The sequence below is a fragment of the Pseudolabrys sp. Root1462 genome, assembly GCF_001426945.1.
Classification (GTDB): Bacteria; Pseudomonadota; Alphaproteobacteria; order Rhizobiales; family Xanthobacteraceae; genus Pseudolabrys.
This window is the reverse complement of sequence record NZ_LMFS01000001.1, coordinates 236479-258021: the sequence shown is the minus strand read 5'-3', so window position 1 is coordinate 258021 and position 21543 is coordinate 236479. Positions and strand designations below refer to the sequence as shown.

Annotated in this window: 16 protein-coding genes; 8 read left to right on the top strand and 8 right to left on the bottom strand. The window is 63.8% G+C overall.

Going from position 1 to position 21543, the window contains the following annotated elements; translation table 11 throughout:
- Positions 1-135 precede the first annotated feature (135 nt).
- From ASD45_RS01120 to ASD45_RS01100, 5 genes are all read left to right on the top strand, one after another.
- Complete coding sequence (locus ASD45_RS01120) at positions 136-3036, top strand: PAS domain-containing sensor histidine kinase (protein ID WP_056909799.1); 2901 nt, start codon at positions 136-138, stop codon at positions 3034-3036.
- Between the two features lie 68 nt (positions 3037-3104).
- A complete protein-coding gene (locus tag ASD45_RS01115) occupies positions 3105-3845 on the top strand; it encodes a DUF1194 domain-containing protein (protein WP_056909798.1) in 741 nt (246 codons plus the stop codon).
- Positions 3846-4106: 261 nt separating this feature from the next.
- Positions 4107-5126, top strand: coding sequence for a Fe(3+) ABC transporter substrate-binding protein (locus ASD45_RS01110; RefSeq protein WP_056909797.1), 1020 nt, complete (start codon positions 4107-4109; stop codon positions 5124-5126).
- A 103-nt stretch (positions 5127-5229) separates the two neighbouring features.
- Positions 5230-6834, top strand: a complete 1605-nt coding sequence (locus ASD45_RS01105; protein WP_056909796.1) for an iron ABC transporter permease — start codon at positions 5230-5232, stop codon at positions 6832-6834.
- A gap of 155 nt (positions 6835-6989) precedes the next feature.
- Entirely contained in the window at positions 6990-8915 is a 1926-nt protein-coding gene (locus ASD45_RS01100; protein ID WP_082540574.1) for an AsmA family protein, read from the top strand.
- Positions 8916-8920: 5 nt separating this feature from the next.
- Here the strand turns inward: ASD45_RS01100 and glpK are convergent, their stop codons facing one another.
- The 3 genes from glpK to ASD45_RS01085 form a co-directional block, all read right to left on the bottom strand.
- Positions 8921-10417 (bottom strand): glycerol kinase GlpK, encoded by a 1497-nt coding sequence (gene glpK / locus ASD45_RS01095; RefSeq protein WP_056909795.1) that lies wholly within the window; start codon positions 10415-10417, stop codon positions 8921-8923.
- 62 nt (positions 10418-10479) lie between these two features.
- On the bottom strand, positions 10480-10986 hold the full coding sequence (locus tag ASD45_RS01090; protein ID WP_162249379.1) for a response regulator: 507 nt from the start codon (positions 10984-10986) through the stop codon (positions 10480-10482).
- Between the two features lie 118 nt (positions 10987-11104).
- Positions 11105-12649, bottom strand: coding sequence for a glycerol-3-phosphate dehydrogenase (locus ASD45_RS01085; protein WP_056909793.1), 1545 nt, complete (start codon positions 12647-12649; stop codon positions 11105-11107).
- Between the two features lie 190 nt (positions 12650-12839).
- On the opposite strand from ASD45_RS01085, the gene ASD45_RS01080 reads away from it, so the two are divergent.
- Together ASD45_RS01080 and ASD45_RS01075 are read left to right on the top strand one after the other, a co-directional pair.
- Positions 12840-13706, top strand: coding sequence for a type 1 glutamine amidotransferase (locus tag ASD45_RS01080; RefSeq protein ID WP_056909792.1), 867 nt, complete (start codon positions 12840-12842; stop codon positions 13704-13706).
- A 134-nt stretch (positions 13707-13840) separates the two neighbouring features.
- Entirely contained in the window at positions 13841-14551 is a 711-nt protein-coding gene (locus ASD45_RS01075; protein ID WP_056909791.1) for an SDR family NAD(P)-dependent oxidoreductase, read from the top strand.
- On the opposite strand, the gene ASD45_RS01070 is transcribed toward ASD45_RS01075, so the two are convergent.
- The 4 genes from ASD45_RS01070 to dctP all read right to left on the bottom strand — a co-directional run bounded on the left by ASD45_RS01070 (position 14548) and on the right by dctP (position 18890).
- Positions 14548-15912: a malonyl-CoA decarboxylase gene (locus ASD45_RS01070; protein ID WP_056909790.1), complete on the bottom strand. Its 1365-nt coding sequence runs from the start codon at positions 15910-15912 to the stop codon at positions 14548-14550. The two genes, ASD45_RS01075 and ASD45_RS01070, sit on opposite strands and share 4 nt — an antisense overlap.
- Before the next feature lie 37 nt (positions 15913-15949).
- Complete coding sequence (locus ASD45_RS01065) at positions 15950-17266, bottom strand: TRAP transporter large permease (RefSeq protein WP_056909789.1); 1317 nt, start codon at positions 17264-17266, stop codon at positions 15950-15952.
- Positions 17263-17829, bottom strand: a complete 567-nt coding sequence (locus tag ASD45_RS01060) for a TRAP transporter small permease (RefSeq protein WP_056909788.1) — start codon at positions 17827-17829, stop codon at positions 17263-17265. Before ASD45_RS01060 ends, ASD45_RS01065 begins: the two co-directional genes overlap by 4 nt.
- Positions 17830-17903: 74 nt before the next feature.
- Positions 17904-18890 carry a TRAP transporter substrate-binding protein DctP gene (gene dctP, locus ASD45_RS01055; protein WP_056912521.1) on the bottom strand — a complete coding sequence of 329 codons (987 nt, stop codon included), beginning with the start codon at positions 18888-18890 and terminating at the stop codon, positions 17904-17906.
- 269 nt (positions 18891-19159) lie between these two features.
- Between dctP and ASD45_RS01050 the strand changes: the two genes are divergently transcribed.
- Entirely contained in the window at positions 19160-20332 is a 1173-nt protein-coding gene (locus ASD45_RS01050) for a CaiB/BaiF CoA-transferase family protein (protein WP_056909787.1), read from the top strand.
- An 11-nt stretch (positions 20333-20343) separates the two neighbouring features.
- On the opposite strand, the gene ASD45_RS01045 is transcribed toward ASD45_RS01050, so the two are convergent.
- Positions 20344-21525: a low temperature requirement protein A gene (locus tag ASD45_RS01045; RefSeq protein WP_056909786.1), complete on the bottom strand. Its 1182-nt coding sequence runs from the start codon at positions 21523-21525 to the stop codon at positions 20344-20346.
- Between the last annotated feature and the right edge of the window lie 18 nt (positions 21526-21543).

The window sequence follows — 21543 nt, the reverse complement described above, 5'->3', positions numbered from 1 at the left end:
GGCTTCCGTAAAACCGGACGGATTAAGGTTACTGCCGTATGAACGTGGGTGACAGCCCGGTCTGCATGGACCTGCCAAGGCCCCCGCCGTATTAATGCTTTGTTAGTTGTAACACCTCGGCTTTTTCGGCGCGAAATGAATCGGGCGACCCACCAACAAGACTGGCTCGACGATGCACGTCTGGCGGAATATGCGCTCGCGCCCGGGCCGGTCTGGCTGTGGGGACCCGATGCCCGGCATATCCTGTGGGCGAACGCGGGAGCCGCCGCGATCTTCAACACCACGACCGCCGCCGACCTGTCGCAGCTTGATTTCGGGCCGGACCACCCCGCCGCCGCGCAGATTAAGCGCCTCGCCGGCACCCTGCCTCCGGCCGGAATCAAGAGGCTGGAGCGGCTCCGCGGGTTTGGCGCGCCGCTCGGCGGAGTCCTGACCTGCCTGTGTTCGCGCCTCAAGCTCGCCGACAACAGCGAGGCCATTCTGGTTGCGGCCACCGAACGGGCCGGACCGGAATTCACGTTGCCGGAACGGGCGCGGCGTCTGATCGCGACGGTCGACAAGCCGGTTGCCCTCTTCACCGCCGACGGCGAACTGATCGAAGCCAATGTCAAAGCGCGGACGCGTCTCGGTAACAAAGCGGATCTCGTCGCGCTCGATCTCGTCAAGCTGGCGCGCGAGGCAACCCATAATGGCCGTGCCGAAGGCGACAGCACCGTCGGGCCGGTGATGTTGCGCAAGCTCGGCGCCGGCGCGACCGATGCGCTAATGCTGGAATTCGGCGCCAAGCCGGAGGCGCCAGCACTGCAAGCGCCGCTTTCGCCGGTGAATGATGTTGTGTTCGTGAAGCCATCGGCGCCGAGCATCGCACCGCGATCGCCGGCAGAAACATCGTCGCGGCCGCAGCCTTACCGATTCGTCTGGCAGATGGACGCGGCGACGCATTTCACGCAAGGCATGGAGAACTTCGCGCAACTGCTCGGGCCGGAAACGGCGTCAGTTCTGTTGCGAGCCTGGGCCGATATCGCTCAGACCCTCGGCATCGACTCCGAAGGCCGCATCGCGCGCGCGTTGGCGGCGCGCGAGACCTGGAGCGGCATCGTCGTGCACTGGCCGGTCGATGGCTCGAATGAGCGCGTGGCGATCGAGATGTCCGGCCTGCCTATGTACGACCGCGAGCGCAAGTTCACCGGCTACCGCGGTTTCGGCATATGCCGCACCGGAATCCGCAATTTGAGCGTCGTGCCGCCGCGTTCGGCGCCGCTGCTCACCGAGGGGAAAGTGCTCAGCTTCCGTCCGGTCACGCCCGAGGCGCCCGTGCTGCCGACACCGCCGATTGCGCCGGTCGTTGCGACGTCACAGCCTGAGCCGACACAACCGGGGTCCCTGTCGGCTGGTGAGCACAGCAATTTCGAAGAGTTGGCACGCGAACTCAATGCGCGACTGAAAGGAGCGGCAGCCCGGCGGACGCCTGCGCCCGACGACACGCCCGACTTCACAGCCAAACCGCCGATGATGGAGGCACCTGCGGTGCCTGCCGCGGCGAACGCCGCGCCCGACAACAGCCGCGTGATTCTCGACCGTCTGCCGACTGGCATCCTCGTCTATCGGCTCAACAATCTACTCTACGCCAATCGGGCCTTTCTCGATTGGACCGGCTACGACAGCCTCGCGGCGCTGACCGAGGCCGGCGGGCTCGACAGTCTGTTCATCGAGCCGGCGCGCGATGCAGGTGGCGCGCCCGCCTCGAACGGCAGCGGCGCCAAATTGCTGACGATCAACACGGTTCACGGTGAGCGCAAGCCGGTGCAAGGCAAGCTGTTCAGCGTGCCGTGGGGCGGCGAGAACGCGCTGGTGCTGATGATCCAGACCAACGGAATCGCCGAAGCGCCCACCCAGGCCAATGAAGCCTCGCTTCGCCGCCTGGAAAGCGAAACGACCGAGCTGCGCGCCATTCTCGATACGGCGACTGACGGCGTACTGGTGCTGGATCGTGCCGGCCGCGTCATTTCCGCCAACCGCTCGGCGCAGGCGCTTTTCGGCTACGACGCGGCCGACTTGACCGATCTGGGCCTAAACGAGCTGTTCGCGCCGGAAAGCCGCCGCAGCATGCTCGATTATCTCGACCGGGTCGCCGGCGACCGCGGCGCCCTGCCCGATGCCGGCCGCGAAGCCATCGGCCGCTTCAAGCGCGGCGGGCTGGTGCCGCTCTATGTGACGATGGGACGCCTCGAGAACGGTGACAAGTTCTGCGCCGTGCTGCGCGATCTGACCGCCTGGAAGCGCACCGAGGAAGAGCTCATCAATGCGCGGCGCGAGGCCGAGCGCGTCTCGACCGCCAAATCGGAATTTCTCGCCAAGATCAGCCACGAGATCCGCACGCCGCTCAACGCCATCATCGGCTTCTCTGAAGTGATGATGGACGAGCGCTTCGGCGCGATTGGCAATGAGCGCTACAAGCAATACCTCAAGGACATCCATTCCTCGGGCGACCATCTCATCTCGCTGCTCAACGACCTGCTCGATCTGTCGAAGATCGAAGCCGGAAAACTCGATCTCACCTTTGTCAGCGTCAACCTGAACGACATCGTGCAGGAATGCGTGGCGATGCTGCAGCAGCAAGCCAATCGCGAACGCGTCATCATCCGCACCTCGCTGTCGCCTAACCTGCCGCCGATCGTCGCCGACGCGCGCTCGGTTCGCCAGATCGCGCTCAACATCCTGTCGAACTCGATCAAATTCACAGGCGCTGGCGGCCAAGTGATAGTCTCTACGGCGGTCAACGACGACAATGAGGCGAGCCTCCGGGTTCGCGACACAGGCGCCGGCATGAGCGAGCTCGAATTGCAGACGGCGCTGGAGCCGTTCCGGCAGCTCGCCACCGCCTCGCGCTGGGGCGCCAGTGGCACCGGACTCGGTTTGCCGATTACCAAAGCGCTGGCGGAAGCCAACCACGCCCGATTCCGCATCACCAGCAGGCCGGACGATGGAACCTTGGTCGAAGTCGCCTTCCCCGCGACCCGGGTGCTGGCCGAATAAATTTACGCAAAGCCTAAGCGATGGCGCGTTATCCTGTCCGGCGGCGGGGTGACGGAGGACGTATCCTCATGCGGCATCTGGTGCGATCAGCGCTGCTGGGCCTGGTCCTGCTGGCATCGGGATTCACCGACGCGGCACGCGCGGCCGAAAAGGTCGATCTGTTGCTGGTGTTGGCGTCGGACGTCTCGCGCAGCGTCACCCCGGAGAAGTTCAAGCTGCAGCGCGACGGGTACGCCGCGGCCATCGCCAATCCCCGCGTGCTCGACGCCATCAAGGGCGGTCGTAACGGTCGCATTGCGGTGCTGTTTCTTGAATGGTCAGGGACTACCAATCAGAAGGTGGTCATCGACTGGACCATCATTGACGGCGAACAGGCGGCCCAGGGCTTCGCCACCAGACTTCTCGAGGAGCCACGCGCCTTCGCCGATCGCACCTCGATCAGCAGCGGCATCGAAGCCGCGATGGCAGAACTCGACAAGGCGCCGCTTGAGTCCGAGCGGCAGACCATCGACGTGTCCGGTGACGGCACCAACAATGCCGGGCGCGATGTTTCCGCGGTACGTGACCAAGCGCTGGCCAAGGGCATCGTCATCAACGGTCTGGTAATCCTTTCGGACTCGCCGATGCCGTGGAATCCCGAACATACCAATCCGCCCGGCGGTCTCGCCAAGTACTATCGCGACAATGTCACCGGCGGCCCGGGCAGTTTCGTCATGGAAGCGCAGAATTTCGGATCGTTCGGTGACGCGATCCTGAAGAAGATGATCGCGGAGATCGCCGATGCGGGCCGCGGTAACGTGGTCCGCTGAGCATCACATTGGTTCATCCCGGCATACGGCACATTGTCGCAAGCAGTGCGTGACGTGACGACACCGTCGGCGTATCTGCCGCTTGGCAGTCGCTTATCTCCCTGTCGCATCAGGCAATTCTGCAAGAATACTGCCCGGTCTTTACAGCCTGTAATTGTTCTAAACTATTGTTTTAAAAAGCGTATTTCTGTTGACCGGCGGCCGACTGCGCCCCCACATGGCGCCCGACCCCCGCGCAGGGTGCAGCCCCGGAGATTGAACATGTTGAAGCAATCGATTGTCGTGTGTTTCGCCGCTTCGTTCGCGACGGCCATCGCCGCAGCACCGGCTTTCGCGCAAGGCGAGGTCAACGTGTACAGCTATCGCGAAACCAAGCTGATCCAACCGCTGTTCGAGGCCTTCACCAAAGACTCCGGCGTCAAAGTCAATGTTATCTCGGCGAGCGCCGGTCTCGAGCAGCGCATCAAGAGCGAAGGCGAGAACAGCCCCGCCGACGTGCTGCTGACGGTCGACATCGGTCGTCTGGAAGAAGCGGTGAAGGCAGGCATCAGCCAGCCGATAGTATCTTCCGAACTCGACAAGGTGGTCCCGGCGCAGTTCCGCGATCCGGAAGGCCACTGGTACGCCATCTCGATGCGCGCCCGCGTCATCTATGCCTCGACCGAACGCGTGAAGCAGACCGCGATCACTTACGACGAACTCGCGGACCCGAAATGGAAAGGCAAGATCTGCATACGCTCCGGCCAGCACATGTACAACAACGCGCTGTTCGCCGCCTATGTCGCCAAACACGGCGAGGCCAAGGCCGAGGCCTGGCTCAAGGGCGTGAAGGCCAATCTGGCGCAGAAGCCCTCGGGCGGCGACCGAGAAACAGCACGCGACGTCGCGGCGGGAAAATGCGATCTCGGCATCGGCAACACCTATTACTGGGCGCTGATGACACAGAACCCGCAGCAGAAGCCCTGGGCAGACGCCACCAAGGTGGTCCTGCCCACATTCGAAGGCGGCGGCACACATGTGAACGTCTCCGGTGTCGTGCTCGCCAAGCATGCGCCCAACAAAGCCAATGCGATGAAGCTGATCGAATGGCTCGCTGGCGAGAAGGCCCAGCACCTGTACGCTGACGTCAACTTCGAATATCCGCTGCGCCCCGGCATCGCGGTCAATCCGATCATTGCCGGCTACGGCACGCTCACCCCCGATCCGCTCCCCTTGTCGAAGATCGCGGAGTCGAGGAAGGCCGCTTCTGTGCTGGTCGACAGGGTCGGATTCGACAACTGATCAAGGCCTGACCTTGCCAGCGTTATCCGGCGGCCCCGCCTCAAGCGGGGTCGTTCGCCGTTTTCCAGCAGACAAGATTGCGAGTCTTACGATCGCCATCGCGATGGCAACGCTAATCGCTTTGCCACTTCTAAGCCTGATAAGCCTTGCCTCGGCCGGCGACCCGGAGCTGTGGCCGCACCTCGCCGTCTACGTACTGCCGGTCGCGGCGGTGCAGACCGCGCTGCTGTTGTCCGGAGTCGCGATCGTCACGGCGCTATGCGGCATTCTGCCCGCCTGGCTGGTGGCGTGTTTCGAGTTTCGCGGGCGCGGGCCGCTCGAATGGCTGCTGCCGTTACCGCTTGCGATACCGACCTACATCGCGGCTTATATTTACACCGACCTCCTCGACGCCGCCGGACCGGTGCAAAGCGCGCTACGCGCGATGTTCGGCTGGCAGGCCGGCGGTGATTACTGGTTTCCCCCGGTGCGCTCGCTCGGCGGCGCGATCCTCATCATCGGCGTCGTTGTTTATCCCTACGTTTACCTGGCGGCCCGCGCGCTGTTCAAGACGCAGAGCGCAAGTTTAGCCGAATCCGCCTACACGCTCGGCGCATCGTTCACTCAAGTGCTGCGCTATATTTCGCTGCCGCTGGCCCGTCCGGCGATCGCCGTCGGCCTGGCGCTGGCGCTGCTCGAAACGCTCAACGACATCGGCGCCAGCGAATATCTCGGCGTGCAGACGCTGACCCTGTCGATCTTCACCACCTGGCTCAACCGCGGCAGTCTTGGCGGCGCCGCCCAGATTGCGTTGGCGCTGCTTGCCATCGTCATTCTGCTCATCGCCGTCGAGCGGAGCGCCCGCAGCCGCCAGTCGGTCGAAAGCGACGTGCAGGACGCCACGGTGACGCGACGCCTGCCGTTGCAGGGCGGCGCTGCGGCACTGGCCACGATCGTCTGTGCGATCCCGGTCGGCTTCGGCTTTCTCATTCCCGCCGGTTACCTGATGCGCGAGGCAGTCTCTCGCGTCGCGACCTCCGGCGTCGAGACGGCACTGCTGCAGGCTCTCATCACCACTGTGACGCTGGCCGCCGGCGCCACGGCGGTGGTCCTGGCGCTCGGCATTGCCGCAGCCCTGCCGCTGCGGCTTGCGCCCATTCGATTCGGCCGCGCACTGCTGGCGATCGCCAGCCTGGGCTATGCCATCCCCGGCACGGTGCTCGCGCTTGGCCTCATGTCACCCTTGATCGCGGCCGACAACCTGATCAACGGGCTGCTCCAGAGAGTGGCTGGCGTCCGCCCCGGCCTGGTTCTGGCCGGCTCGGTAATCGCGCTAGTTATCGCCTACAGCGCCCGCTTCGCTTCAATCGCAATTGGCCTCGTCCAGTCCGGTCTGGCTCAGATACCGCGCGAGTTCGACGACAGCGCCCGCCTTGACGGGGGCGGCACCGGGCCGATCCTGCGCTTCATCCACCTGCCCTTGATCAGGCCCGCGCTGGTCGGGGCCGCTCTCCTCGTTTTCGTCGATTGCCTCAAGGAACTGCCGGTGACTCTGCTGATGCGCCCGCTCAATCTTGAGACGCTGGCAACATCGATTTACCAACACGCGACCCGCGGCAGCTTCGAGGAGGGCGCGCTCGCGGCACTATTGATTGTTGCGGCGGGGATACCGCCGATCATCCTCCTGATGCGGCTCGCCGACGCCCGCGAGCGCGGGCCGGTTCGTTAAATCCGCCGCAATCGACCGGGCCTGCGCGCCGGCCCGTTGCGCGACGCGCGGCCCTAAAAGGGTCACAGAACCCGCTAATGTTGGCGTCGGCAGGCCCGATGGTATAGTCATCGGCCAAGACCGGGCCTTCCACCGACCCATCGGATATAGTTATTTTGACGGCTTTTGCTGGCATTCGACGCTTGGGATTTGTGCTGCTCGCCATCGCTGCGGTGGCGGTAGGCGTCCTCACGACCGCGGGCTACCTCATCTCGCCTGAAACCGTGCGCAGCGAGGTGTTGAGCGGCATTCGCTCGGCCACCGGCCTCGATCCCATCCTCGGCGGCAAAGCCAGCGTCACCTTATTCCCTAAGGGCAGCGTCAGCTTCGCCGACGTCGTGCTCGGCGACCCGAAACGGCCAGCGCTGACGGCCGAGCGCCTGACGGCACGGCTGCGGTTTTTCCCGCTGCTGGTCGGCCGTGTCGAGATCGCCGATATCTCGCTTGAGAAGCCGACCATCGCCGTCGATATCGATCGCGACGGCGGATCGAACTGGTCGGTGCTGATTGCCGCACTCGCCCGCGGCCAGAAGCCGCAGGCCGTCCGCTCGGTCGCCGCCTTTTCCGAAATGCGCGTCGATAACGGCACTCTGCTCCTGCGAAACGACGAAGGCCGCACCGTCGAAACGCTGAACGACGTGGACTTCTCGCTGGCGTGGCCATCGATCTCCAAGAGCCTCGGCGCCACCGGTCACTTCGTCTGGCATGGCGAAAAGCTGGATGCCAGCGTTACGCTTGCGGATTTCGCGGCGGCACTGGCCGGCAATCGCACGGGCGTAAAACTGCGATTGAACGGCGCGCCGATGAATGCGGCATTCGAAGGCGCGTTCAGCTTCAAACCGACGCTGAAAGTCGAGGGGACGCTCGCGGCCGATGCTGCCTCGCTTCGACGCACGCTGACCTGGGCCGGTCATGAGCCGCTGCCGGGCGGTGGCTTCGGCCGCTTCGCGATCAAAGCGCAGACCAGCATCGTCGGCGACACCATCAGCCTTGCCGGCGTCAATGTCGAGCTCGACGGCAACAGCGCCGAGGGCGTTTTATCCTTCGCCAACGAAGGGCGGCAAACGCTGCAGGGCACACTCGCGGCAGAAACCCTGAACCTGTCGCCATACATTTCCACTGTCCGGCTGCTCGCCAGCAATCAGCGCGCTTGGGATGAATCACGGCTCACCCCTGACGGCCTTAACGGCATGGATTTCGACCTGCGGGTGTCGGCCGCCAATGTGATAATGGGGAGCACCAAGGTGGGGCGCACCGCGATCGGTGCCAATCTTCATGACGGCCGATTGATGATTTCGATCGGCGAGGCGCAGGCGTTTGGCGGCGTGGTCAAGGGCTCGGTGGCGCTGACCAATTTTGATTCAGGCGTGGACTTCAGGTCTCAGGTTCAGTTTGCCGACGTCGATCTGGAAAGCTGCCTTGGGCAACTGTTCGGCTTCAAGCGCCTCGAGGGCAAAGGTACCATGTCGATGACGATCGACGGCACCGGCGACAGCGTGCTGGCGTTGACGCGGACGGTGAGTGGCACCGCCTCGCTTACGGGCCGCGACGGCGCTATATCCGGTATCAACATCGAGCAGTTGCTGAAGCGCCTCGAACGGCGGCCGCTGTCCGGCGGCGGCGATTTCCGCACCGGCAGCACGCCCTACGATCGCATCGACGTCAGCCTGCGCACGACGCAGGGCACCGTCGAGGTACAGGACATGAAGGTCGAAAGCACCGCGGTGCGGCTGGCGCTGGCCGGGTCCGCCTCGATTCCGGACCGCGAACTCGATCTGAAGGGCACCGCTGCCTTGGTCAGTCCGACCCGCGCCGGCGCCCCGCCCTTTGGGCTGCCCTTCGTCGTCCAGGGTTCGTGGGACGATCCGATCATGCTGCCCGATGCCGAAGCGCTCATCCGCCGCTCCGGAGCAGCGGCACCGCTGCTCAATGCGGTGCGCGAACGCAGCACTCGCGATACGGTGCGCTCGGCTATCGAACGGCTGACCGGCGGCAGCGCCGCGCCGGCGGCAGATACCGCTGCGGCACCGGCGAAGCCCTGAACGCCTTACTGCTTCGTGAGCGTGCGCCGCACCGCATCTTTCCAGCCGGCATATTTATTCTCGCGAGTCGCCGCTTCCATTTTCGGCTCGAAGCGGCGGTCGCGCTGCCATTGCGCGGCGAAGCCATCAAGATCGGGACATAACCCGGCGGCGCGGCCGGCCAGATAGGCGGCGCCCAGCGCCGTCGTTTCCATCACCACGGGACGATCGACCGGTGCCGCGAGGATATCGGCGAGAAACTGCATGGACTCATCGCTTGCCGTCATCCCGCCATCGACGCGCAGCACGATTTTCGCCCGGCGTGACGCTGGCCAATCGGCATGCATCGCTTCGATGAGATCGCGCGTTTGAAAGCCGACGGCCTGGAGCGCGGCGCGCGCAATCTCGGGCGCGCCGGAATTGCGTGTCAGCCCGAAGATCGCGCCGCGGCATTGCGCATCCCAATACGGCGCGCCGAGCCCGACGAACGCCGGAACGAGATAAACGTCCTCCGCCGGATCCGCCTTGGCGGCGAGTGCGCCGGCGTCGGACGATTTAGCGATGATCTTTAAGCCGTCGCGCAGCCACTGCACCGCGGCACCGGCAATGAAGATCGCACCTTCGAGGGCATAGGTGCGCTTGCCGTCGAGTTGATAGGCGATCGTCGTCAGCAACCGGTTTTTCGAGGCGACGCGTTCGGCGCCGGTGTTGAGCAGCATGAACGAGCCGGTGCCGTAAGTCGATTTCATCATGCCCGGCGAAAAGCAGCCTTGCCCGACGGTCGCCGCCTGTTGATCACCGGCCATGCCGAGAATGGGAATTGCGGTGCCGAACAGTTCGGGCGTGGTGACCCCGAACGCTCCGGCGCAGTCCTTGACCTCAGGGAGCATCGAATCCGGAACGCCGAACAGGCGACAAAGATCGTCATCCCACTGTGCGGTGGAAATATCGAGCAGGCTGGTGCGCGCTGCATTACTGGCGTCGGTGGCGTGCACCTTGCCGCCGGTCAGCCGCCACAACAGGAAGCTGTCGATGGTGCCGAACGCCAGTGCACCCGCCTGGGCCTTGGCGCGTGCGCCTTCGACGTGCTCGAGCAGCCAGGCGATCTTGCTGGCGGAGAAATATGGATCGATCACCAGCCCGGTCTTAGCCGCGATGCCTGCTTCATGACCGCCGGCGCGCAAGCCCTCGCAAAAATGGGCTGTGCGCCGATCCTGCCAGACGATGGCATTGTGAATTGGCCGGCCTGAGGCACGATCCCAGACCACCGTCGTCTCACGTTGATTAGTGATTCCTATTGCGGCAACGTCCTTCGCGGTGAGCCCGGCCTGGGCGATCGCCGCGCGAACAACGGCCACTGTGGCGCGCCAGATTTCCTCCGGGTCGTGCTCGACCCAGCCCGGCGCGGGAAAAATCTGCGGAAGTTCCTGCTGCGCGGTGGCGCGCGGCTTCAGGCCCAAGTCAAACACGATCGCCCGCGTCGACGTGGTGCCCTGGTCGATGGCGATGAGATGGCTTGGCAAAGCGGGGCCCCGGTGGCGTGTCCGCCGAGGCTAAAGCGGAACAGCGCCGATTTGAAGCGGGGTCAGTTCAGGAACACCAAGGTCGAGGCGTCGTCGCTGTCGCGCTGGACATCGGAAAAACGGCGCGGCACCGGCCCGTAATAGTCACCCGAACGGATCATCGGCCGTGGCTGCAGCAGCACAGCGGCCAAACGATCGCGCAACGACTTGGTCGATACCGGCTTGAGCAGAAATTCGTTGATGCCGATTTCGACGGCTTCGATCACCTTGGCGCGCTCGCCATGCCCCGTGAGCATAATGATCGGGATGTCCGGCAGTGGGAAGGTCTCGGGCGAGCGCACCATCCGCACGAATGCCGGGCCGTCCATGCCGGGCATGCTCCAGTCGAGAATGACGGCATCCGGCAAGTTGCGGCGGATCGATTCCAGACCCGCCAGGCCGTCGCCCGCCTCCATAACGGTGCGGACGCCCATGCCGGTCAGCAGTGTACGCACGACCTTGCGCATGTAGGGCTCGTCATCAACGACGAGAACCTTCAGCTTCTCCAGACGACGTTCCAATTCACGCACGTCATACGCCATGTGCGGCCCCATTCTGGTGCGTCTTCCAGATTGCTATGTAAACACAGCCGCGTCGCTACAACGTGAATATTGTAAACCGAATTGCCCCGATGGCGGCGACGATCCGTTAACCTTTAGCGGGGGGATGGCGGAGCGTGGCGATCAGCCTGTCGATGCCAGCACGTTCCTCGGGCGTAGCCGTCAGGCCGAATTTGCCGCGGCGCCACAGAATATCGCCGGCACTCTCGGCCCATTCGCTTTCCACCAGATAGCGCACTTCCGCGGCGGTCAGATCGCCCGTGAGGACCGGCCCAAGTTGCTCCAAGCTTTGCGCATCGCCGAGGAAGCGCTCGGCCCGCAAGCCGTAGGCACGCAGAATGCGACGCGCCATCGGTTCGGTTAGGAAAGGCCAGCGCGTGCGCATCTCGGCCAGCACTTCTTTCACGTTGGCGGATGCGAATTCGCCGCCCGGCAGTTTCTCATGCGACGTCCATGACGGGCGGCCGGGTAAATAGTGGCGGAGCTTGTCCATCGCTGCTTCGGCTAGCCGGCGGTAGGTGGTGATCTTGCCGCCGTAGATGGTCAACAGAGGCGCTTCATGACGGCGGGCATCGAGCTCAAGATGGTAGTCGCGCGTCACGTCTTCTGGCTTGCCCTTACCGTCGTCATACAGAGGGCGAACGCCGGCGTAGGACCAGACCAGTTCGTCCGGCGTCAGTGTCTGGCGGAAATAGCGGTTGGCGACATCGCAGAGATACAGAATCTCCTCCGGGCCTGGCGCCGGCGAATTGAGATCACCGACAAAATTCTCGTCCGTGGTCCCGATCAGGGTGAAGTCCTCGGCGAATGGCAGAGCAAAAACGACGCGCTTGTCCGGCGCTTGCAGAATGTAGCCGCTGTCGTGATCGAACAGCTTGCGCACGACGATGTGGCTGCCCTTTATCAGCCGCACGCCGGCGGCGAGTTTCTGGCGCAGCACGTTTTCCGCGACTTCGCCGATCCACGGACCGGCGGCATTGACCAGAACCCGGGCGGTCGCCACGTCGCGGCGCCCGTGATCGTGCAGCACCAACTCCCACCGCTCCTTGCGCTCCGCGCGCACACACCGGGTGCGCGTGCGGATCGAGGCACCCCGATCGGCCGCATCACGCGCGTTTAGAACGACGAGCCGGCTGTCGTCGACCCAGCAATCCGAATACTCGAAGCCATAGCGGAATGAGCGCTTGAGCGGCTGGCCGACGACATTGTGAGTGAGATCGATGGTGCGCGATGCCGGCAGATTCTTGCGGGCGCCGAGCCAGTCGTAGAGGAACAGGCCGAAACGCAGGATCAGCGGCGCGCGCATGTCCGGCGCCGGCGGCAGCACGAAACGCATCGGCCGCACCACATGCGGGGCGATGTCGAGCAGGACCTCGCGCTCGTTGAGCGCCTCGCGGACCAGGCGGAAAGCGCCGTGCTCGAGATAACGCAAACCGCCATGGATCAGCTTGGACGAGGCTGACGACGTGCCGCTCGCGAGGTCGTTCATCTCGACCAGCAAAACCTTGAGACCCCGCCCGGCGGCATCGCGCGCAAGGCCGGTGCCGTTGATGCCCCCGCCAATGATGGCGATGTCGAAATCCGCCCCGTCGGCGCGTCCTAGGTCGCGGCGGGCCCTGTCATTCTCGGCCATGGGGCATCCCGGTTCGCATGATTCGCCTTGCCAGCGGCGGAAGGCCAGCCGGCCTCGTATAATCTAACGTCCGCCCTGTTAACGCGGCTTAAAGCCATAAATTTCCCCGGCCGTTGCAAAATGCCTTGGCTTCGACATATCTCTCTTGTTCTTTCCGCGTCTCATTTGACGCCTGTTTCCTTGGGACTCCATGCCTACCCCCCGTCTGCTCGTCATAGAAGGCAATAACCCCGCCACCATGGCCGAACATGTATCGTTCGGCGGCACCGAAGCCAGCAAGGGCTATGCGGCCCTGCTGCGCGAACTGTTGCCGGTGGCCCAGGTCGACATCTGCCACCCGGCCGATACCGCCGCGCAATTGCCGGCCGGCGAGGCGCTGGAAGGTTACGACGGCATCGCCATCACCGGCTCCGGCCTGCATATCTATAACGGCGGCCCCGAAGTGATCCGGCAGATCGATTTGGTGCGCACTGCGCTCGGCACCGGCACGCCGGTGTTCGGCTCGTGCTGGGGGCTGCAGGTTATTACTGTCGCGAGCGGCGGCGTCGTACGCCGGAATCCGAAGGGCCGCGAGATCGGTTTTGGCCGCGGCATAAGACTGACGGAAGCGGGTCGCAAGCATCCAATGTATGTGGGCAAGCTCGATGTCTTCAATGCGCCGACCGTCCATCTCGACGAAGTCGAGACACTGCCGGCTGGCGCCACGGTGCTTTCCAGCAATGCCGTGTCGCAAGTTCAGGCGGTGGAGTTTCGCACGCCCGGTTCTACCGCCTGGGGCGTGCAGTATCATCCGGAATATCCGCTGCGCGAACTCGCAGTGATCGTCCGGCGCATAGGCACGCGCCTGATTGGCGAAGGCTTTTTCGCCGATGAAGCCGACATGAAGGAATTTGCGCGCGATCTCGATGACCTCGATCGGGACCCCGGGTGCAAGCGACTGTCGTGGCGCCATGGCATCAGCCAGAACGTCCTCGACAAGAAGCTGCGCGTCAGCGAGGTCGCGAACTGGGTCGAGTACCAGGTGCTGCCGATACGCGTGAAGCGCGGGCGGGGTTGAGCTCCCGGCGCCCTGCGCCGTCATGCTCCCTGAAGTTGGACAACCTGTAATCGTTGCCGCTCGACTGTCACGCCGCGTCGGCAGATACTGGATCGCCCGCTTTCGCGTACGATGACACCAGGAGAACGCCGCGCATGTTTTTCACCGACAAGACCATCGTCGTCACCGGCGGCACCGGCGCACTCGGCACCGCCGTGATTGGCGGCCTGATCGAGGCGGGCGCCGAATGCATCGTGCCGTACCGCAACGAGGCCGAGGCACAGCGCTTTACCCATCGCGACAGCAAAAGCGTCACTCTGGTCGCGGCCGGCGATCTCTCCGATGAAGCCGTGGTCGCGAGCATTTACGACGGCCGCAAGCTTTGGGCGTCAATTCACATCGCCGGAGGCTTCGCCATGGGCGCCATCGAGGACACCGACAAGACCGCGCTGATGGCGCAGCTCAACGGCAATTTGGTCTCCTGCTTCCTGTGCTGCCGCGCAGCGGTGAAGGCGATCAAGGCCGCCGGCCAAAGCGGCAACAAAGGCGGCCGCATCGTCAACGTCGCGGCGCGACCCGCGCTCGAGCCGCGCAGCGGTGCCGGCATGACCGCCTACACTGTTGCCAAATCGGGCGTTGCCGCCCTGTCTGCCGCGCTGGCCGAAGAGGTCGCCAAGGACGGCATTCTCGTCAACGCGATCGCGCCGTCGATCATGGACACCGCCGCTAACCGCAAGGCGATGCCGAAGGCGGATTTCGCCAAATGGCCGAAGGTCGAGGAGGTCGCGGCGACGATCGTCTATCTCGCCTCGGCAGATAACGCGGTGGCGCGTGGCGGCGTCGTGCCGGTGTACGGGCGCTCTTAGCCGGCGATCGGAACGAGTTCGAGCGACGGCCGCAGCAGGCGCTGCACGGCGCTCGATGCGACCACGGTGCGCTGCTCGGCGAAGGCTTCGTGGTTCTTCTCGATGTCTTCGAGATCGTACAGGTAATTCACCATCAACCCGTAGGACTGCGAGATGCCTTTGTCGGAGGCGTCGCCGAGCCAATCGATGCGCTCGAGCCGCGCGCCATTCCCGAGATGGAACCGCGCCACCGGGTCAAGCGGCATGCCGCGCGGCGTCTTGGCGCGAAGATAGTAATAAGCGGCGGCACGCTTCATGGTGTCGCGCAACGTTTCGACCTTTTCGGCATCGTTCCACCAGCCCGGCGCGTCGAGGTTCGCCAGCAATGCCTTGTCGGCGTCGTTCAATACCGCCGAGGTTTCGGCGGCGCGCTCACGCTTCAGCCACTTGGCGAACGTCGGCGCCGGAGACAGCGTGACGAGGTTGGACAGCTTCGGCAGTTCGCGGCAGATCTCCTCAACGACCTGTTTGATCAGGAAGTTACCAAACGACACGCCAGCAAGACCGCGCTGGCAATTGGAAATCGAATAAAACGCCGCGGTGCGCGCCTTTTCCGGTTCGATCGTATCGCGGGCTTGCGCCAGGATCGGCGCGATCGCCTCGGGAATGTCACGGGTCAGCGCGACCTCGACGAAGATCAGCGGCTCGTCGATCAGCGCCGGGTGGAAGAAGGCGTAGCAGCGGCGGTCTTCCGGATCGATGCGGCGGCGCAGATCGTCCCAGTCACGGATCTCGTGCACCGCCTCGTAGCGGATGATCTTCTCCAGGATGTTCGCGGGCGTCGACCAGTCGATGTGCCGCAGCACCAGGAAGCCGCGGTTGAACCACGACGTGAACAGATGCACGAAATCGTCGTCGACGGCCTGCAGCTCGGGCCGGTTCGGCAGCACGTCCATGAGTTGTTCACGCATGTGAACCAGGGCCGCAGTGCCACCCGGCGCCAAGTTGAGCCGGCGGAACAGCTCCTGGCGGCGCGGCTCGGAAGCGGCATGCAACGCCGCGGCAGTCTTGTCGCCCGGCTCGCGCTCCCAGGAAGCAAAGGCAGCCTTCATCCGCTCGCTGTCGGCGCCGAAGCGATCCGCCAACGCCTCGAAGAAGGCGATACGCGGCCCGGTGGTCAATTCGGCGTAACTGGTCAGAATGTCGCGGGCCCGGGCGACGCCAGAGGCCTCACCGCGCCCCGACAGCAAATGCTCGCAGCGTTCGACGAGACTTTCCGAACGGGCCTCGGTGTCGCCGCGGCGATCCCGGCCGCGGTCGAGCAAGGCCCGGCCGCGGTCGGAAATCGTCTGCAACAGTTCCCCGAAAAAGGACGTGTTCATCGAGCATTCCCTACAGACCGGGCGCCCGACCGGCGCCCTACTTTCCGGGCCCCATCAGATGATTGGGTAACCAGGTGGCGATTTCGGGGAATATACACAGGATGATGATGCATAGCACCATGCAACCAACGTAGGGCAGCGTCCCCCACATGACCTTCGCCAGCGGCACATCCGGCGCGATGGCGTTGACAATGTAGATGTTCAACCCCACCGGCGGATGGATCAGGCCGATTTCCATGTTGATCGTCAAAATGACGCCGAACCAGATCGGGTCGAACCCGGCGGCCACGATGATCGGCAGCAGGATCGGGGACGTCATCAGGATGATCGCGGCCGGCGGGATGAAGAAGCCAGACACCAAGAGGAACAGGTTGATCATCCCCATCAGCACCCAGCGGTTGAAGTGCGCGTCGGCGATCGCCTGCGCCAAAGTCTGGGTGAGATAGAGCGAGGTCAGCATGTAGCCGAACAGGACGGCGGCGGCGATGATGGTCAGGATCATCACCGACTCGCGCATCGTGTCGCGCAGAATGTGCCAGATCTGGTCCTTGCTCCACAGCCGGTAGATCAGGACCGCAAGGAACAGGCAGAGCGCGGCACCGACGCCCGCGGCTTCAGACGGCGTCGCGACGCCGCCATACAGCGCGTACATTACGCCGACGATGATGAAGAGGAACGGCGCGATCTTCGGGATCGACGCGAACTTCTCCTTCCACGAATAGCGGAAGTTGATGTCGTGCGAACGGAACCCTCGCTTCCAGATGATGAAAATTGTCCACGCCATGAACATCGCCGTCAGCAACAACCCCGGCATGATGCCGGCGATGAAGAGCCGCCCGATCGAAGATTCCGTCGCGATGCCGTAGAGGATGAACGTCACCGAGGGCGGGATGAGAATGCCGAGGGTGCCGCCGGCGCAGATCGAACCGGTGGCGACGTCGTCCGGGTATCCGCGCTTGCGCATCTCGGGGATACCCATCTTGCCGATGGCGGCGCAGCATGCAGGTGACGAACCGGTCAGCGCCGCGAAAATCGCGCAGGCGCCGATGTTGGAGATCGCAAGCCCGCCGGGCAGACGGTACAGCCAGCGATCGAGCGCCTCATAAAGATCCTTGCCGGCCGGCGACGAGCCGATCGCGGCGCCCATCATCACGAACATCGGAATGGCGACGAGCGTAAACTCGTCGAGACCGGACCAGAATGTCTCCGCGACGACGTGAATGGCATCGAAGCCCTGGAACAGCATCAGGAACGCCACCGCGATGGCGCCGAGACCGAACGCCACTGGGATGCCGGACACCAGCATCAGCAGCGTGACGAGGAGGACGATGCCTCCTTGGACGGGCGGGCTCATCCTGCACCTCCGAGCGCCTGTTCGGCGTGCGCGCGGGCGATCGCCTCGGCGTCTTCATTAGGCTTGAGACCGAAGGGCGGCGCGCGGCCGGTCGCCAGGCAATAGATGTCGGCGACGTATTGCAGCACAAGCAGACCGAGCCCGATCGGCATCGACAGATAGGGCACCCAGAGCCGAGCTCGCCAGACCGTATTGGAAAGCCACCCTTCGCTAAAGGCCTGGTGCCAATAGGCCGTGCAGAGGATGAACATGACGACGCAGAAAGCCAGCGCCACGAGACTGGTCGCCAGGGCGAGCCAGTAGCGTGCCGTTTGGCCGAGATAGATCGGCAGCACGTCGACATTGACGTGGCCGCGCGTCATCAGCACGTAAGGGCTCGAGATGAATGTGGCACCTACGATGCAATAGGTCACCACGTCGATCTGCCAGATCGTCGTCAGGTTGAGAATGTAGCGCTCGACGACGATGTCGCAAATGACGAGGACGGCGGCGAGTATCAGCAGCGCCCCGATCACACCTGCGACACGCGACGCGAAGGCCACGGCACGCACGAAACTATCCATGAATTTCATCCAGACCGTCAGGAATGAAAAGCAAACGCCGGCCGGCGGTTTCCCGCCGGCCGGCCGCCAGCTCGTTACTTGACCGCGAGGGCTTCGTCGATGAGCTTCTGCCCGTTCGGCACATCCTTGGCGAACTTGGCATAGGAGCTCTTCTTGGCTTCCTTGATCCACAGGTCGTAGTCGGCGTCGCTCAGCGTCACCACCTTGACGTTGTGATCCTTGAAAGCCTTGATGGCGGCTTCGTTGACCGCGTCCGCCTTGCCTTCGTAGAAAGCTTGCGCCTTCTTGCCGGCGGCAATCACGGCGTCCTGCTGCTGCTTGTTGAGCTTGGCGAAGCTCTTCTTCGACATCAGCACCGGCTCGTACATGAACCACAACGCGTTGTCGCCTGGCGCAGTGAGACAGTCGGTCACTTCGTAGAGACGCATCGACTGGAATGAGCCGAGGCTGGTGTCGGTGGCGCTCACGACGCCGCTCTGGAACGCATTATAGATTTCGTTCGACGGCGGCGAGACGATGGAAGCGCCGGCCATTTCCCACATGCCGGCAAAAGTCGGACCGGCAGCGCGGAATTTCTTGCCCTTAAGGTCATCGGGCTTGACGATGCAGCCGCCCTTCGCGGCGACGCCGCCGGCGAACCACGCATCCGACAGCACGATGACACCGTGCTTTTCGATTTCCGCGCGGATGTCCTTCATGAATTGCGAGTTGTTGATGCGCTTGGCGCGCTCTTGGCTGCGGATCAGGCCGGGCATCAAGGTCGCCGAGAAGGTCGGGACCTTGCCGCTGGCGTAATCAAGCGGGAACAGCGTCATGTCGAGCTGACCATTGACCATGGCATTCCACTGGTCATTCGGCTTGAACAGAGAGGCACCCGGATAGACCTGGATCGTCACCCCGACATTGGCTGCGCCGACTTCCTTGGCAATCATCTGCACCATATCGTCTCGGACGTCGCCCTTGCCGCCCGGAAACTGATGGGACGCCTTCAGCGTCACCTGCGCTTGCGCCGACGCAGTCAGCGCAACGGCCGCCACAACGCCGGCCAGAATCGTCGTCATTTTCCTCATCAGGTTCTCCTCCATTTAAAGTCTTTTGGCCGCCCAACCCGTCCACGGCGTCGAGGCCGCGGACATCTCGAGCAACTCATTATGATTGGTTAGCCCCTCGCTACTGTAGCGGCGGCGGCCCTTCAGTGCCATAGCCGGCAGCATATTGCCAAGCCGTCCCCTTGCCTGTCGGCAGATCGCCGGTCTGGCCAGAGCGGAGCGATGTCACTATAAGGCGCGCCGAGCCTGATAAATCTACACCTTCTGCCGGAGACCCGATCATGTCCAAGCCGCTGCAGGGCGTCCGCGTCCTTGAACTCGCCCGCATTCTCGCCGGGCCATGGGCTGGACAGACCCTCGCCGATCTCGGCGCGGACGTGATCAAGGTCGAGCGCAAGGGCGCCGGTGACGATACCCGCCAGTGGGGCCCGCCCTTCGTCGAGGCGAAGGAAGGCGACCATCTGGGCGCTGCCTATTTTCACGCCGCCAATCGTGGCAAGCGCTCGATCGAACTCGATTTCGAGGACCCCGAAGGCCAGCGCATTGTGCGCAAGCTGGCGGCGAAATCGGACGTGCTGATTGAGAACTTCAAGGTCGGTGGGCTGGCCAAATTCAAGCTCGACTACGCGAGCATGAAAGAGGAATTTCCGCACCTGATCTACTGCTCGGTCACGGGCTTTGGCCAGGATGGGCCCTATGCCAAGCGCGCCGGCTACGACCTGATGGCGCAGGGTATGGGCGGCGTGATGGAGCTGACCGGCATGCCGGATGGCGAGCCGACGCGTATCGGCATTCCGATGTCGGACATCTTCACCGGCGTCTATTCGGTGATCGGCATCCTTGCTGCGCTGCATCAACGCAAGACGACCGGTAAAGGCTGCTACGTCGATACCGCGCTGGTCGACTCGACGGTCGGCGTGCTGTCGAATCAGGCGCTGAACTACATGGTCTCCGGAAACATTCCAAAGCGCATCGGCAACGCCCACGCCAATATCGTTCCCTACCAGGTTTTCCCGGTGGCCGACGGTCACATTATCATCGCCACCGGCAATACCGGTCAGTACGTCAAGCTGTGCAACATTCTTGGCGCGCCGGATCTGGCGCAGAACCCGGCCTACGCCGACAACACCGGGCGGCTGACGCACCGCGAGGAGCTGATCGGCAAACTGTCGGCACTGACGTCGCAGCTGAAGCGCGACGACCTGCTGGCGCAGCTCGAGACGCAGGGCGTGCCCGCCGGCCCGATCAACAATGTCGAGCAGGTGTTCAACGACCCGCAGGTCGTGCACCGCGGCATGAAGCTCGAATATCCGAGCGCCGACGCCAAGAGCGGCAAGATTCCGGGCGTGCGCACACCGATCGTAATGGACGGCTGGCGGGCGGCGAGCGACCGTCCCTCGCCGAAGCTCGGCGAGCACACCGCGGAAATCCTCAAGGAGATCGGCGAAGGCTGATCAGCCTTCGCTCAGCGCTCCTCGCGCCGGCGCAAGGACAGCCATTCCCACACGGCGACGACGATCATGATCGCTGTCGTCGCGGCCGACAGCGTGAGCGGCGTCAGATAAAGCGACGCCGGGATCGCCAGCACGAGAAGGCCGAGCCCGATCAGGTGCGACAGCGGTAGGTTCGGCGCCGACAGCCGCTTGAACAAGGCATTGCCGACGAGGTAGAGCACCGGCCCGCCGACCAGCGCGGCAAGCGCCGGCAGCTCGATGTGGCCGCCGGGGTGGTGCAGCACCAGTTCATCGCCGACGGCGATGACGATGATGCCGGCGACGATTGGCAAATGCATGAAGGTGTAGCCCGAGCGCGCCAGCCGACCTGGGTCGCTTGACGTTTCGATCTGCCGGCTGGCCCGTTCGGCGCCAATGTTGAAGTACACGGCCCATAGCGCCACACTGCCGACAAAGGCCGTCAGAAACGCCGCGATATGTTCGGCAGTCCAGGTCAGCGTGGCAAAGGTCGCGCCGGTGATCAGAATTGACTCGCCAAGCGCGATGATGATGAACAGGCCGCAGCGCTCCGCCATGTGGTTGCCGGCGACGACCCATTCGCTGGTGGTCGAGCGGCCTATCCATGGCACCCAGTAACCGAGAATCGGTGCCACCGTTTCGATGGCCGCGGCCAGCACCCACAGTTCGAGCCTCAGCGTCGCATCGGCATAACTACCGGCCAGCCAGATCGGTGCCGCAGCGAGGTGCCATAGCGAGATGCGCACGAAATTGCGAAAGTTGACGGCGTCATGCCGGTTGAGCGACCACAGCATCATGAGGTCACTCACGACATGCATTGACACATAGGCCACCGCCAAGACGACCGCGCGATCCTCGAAGCCCTTTGGGATCGCCGCGGCAAACACCAAGCCCGCCAGCATCAGGGCAAACAACATCATCCGCACGGCGGGCCGCGCCGGGTCCAGCCAGTTGGTGACCCAGGCGGCATTGATCCACGACCACCATACTGCGAGCAGCAGCACGGACATCTGGGCAAGGCCGGCAAGGCTAAGATGAGCTAACAGTCCGTGCGAGAGCTGAGTAACTGCAAAAACAAACACCAGGTCGAAAAACAGCTCGACGAAGGTGACGCGGCCGCTCTCGTGCTGGCCGCGGACGCGCATTTGACTGGTTCGGGCGGCAAAGAGGCTCATGCGGCGGGTCCAGGATTG

Excerpts from the sequence above, each read along its gene's own strand:
- ASD45_RS01050 (WP_056909787.1), top strand. The coding sequence starts at position 19,160 with ATGTCCAAGCCGCTGCAGGGCGTCCGCGTCCTTGAACTCGCCCGCATT.
- ASD45_RS01105 (WP_056909796.1), top strand. The coding sequence starts at position 5,230 with ATGGCAACGCTAATCGCTTTGCCACTTCTAAGCCTGATAAGCCTTGCC.
- ASD45_RS01065 (WP_056909789.1), bottom strand. The coding sequence starts at position 17,266 with ATGAGCCCGCCCGTCCAAGGAGGCATCGTCCTCCTCGTCACGCTGCTG.
- ASD45_RS01120 (WP_056909799.1), top strand. The coding sequence starts at position 136 with ATGAATCGGGCGACCCACCAACAAGACTGGCTCGACGATGCACGTCTG.
- ASD45_RS01045 (WP_056909786.1), bottom strand. The coding sequence starts at position 21,525 with ATGAGCCTCTTTGCCGCCCGAACCAGTCAAATGCGCGTCCGCGGCCAG.
- ASD45_RS01080 (WP_056909792.1), top strand. The coding sequence starts at position 12,840 with ATGCCTACCCCCCGTCTGCTCGTCATAGAAGGCAATAACCCCGCCACC.
- ASD45_RS01110 (WP_056909797.1), top strand. The coding sequence starts at position 4,107 with ATGTTGAAGCAATCGATTGTCGTGTGTTTCGCCGCTTCGTTCGCGACG.
- ASD45_RS01085 (WP_056909793.1), bottom strand. The coding sequence starts at position 12,649 with ATGGCCGAGAATGACAGGGCCCGCCGCGACCTAGGACGCGCCGACGGG.
- ASD45_RS01070 (WP_056909790.1), bottom strand. The coding sequence starts at position 15,912 with ATGAACACGTCCTTTTTCGGGGAACTGTTGCAGACGATTTCCGACCGC.
- ASD45_RS01075 (WP_056909791.1), top strand. The coding sequence starts at position 13,841 with ATGTTTTTCACCGACAAGACCATCGTCGTCACCGGCGGCACCGGCGCA.
- dctP (WP_056912521.1), bottom strand. The coding sequence starts at position 18,890 with ATGACGACGATTCTGGCCGGCGTTGTGGCGGCCGTTGCGCTGACTGCG.
- ASD45_RS01115 (WP_056909798.1), top strand. The coding sequence starts at position 3,105 with ATGCGGCATCTGGTGCGATCAGCGCTGCTGGGCCTGGTCCTGCTGGCA.
- ASD45_RS01060 (WP_056909788.1), bottom strand. The coding sequence starts at position 17,829 with ATGGATAGTTTCGTGCGTGCCGTGGCCTTCGCGTCGCGTGTCGCAGGT.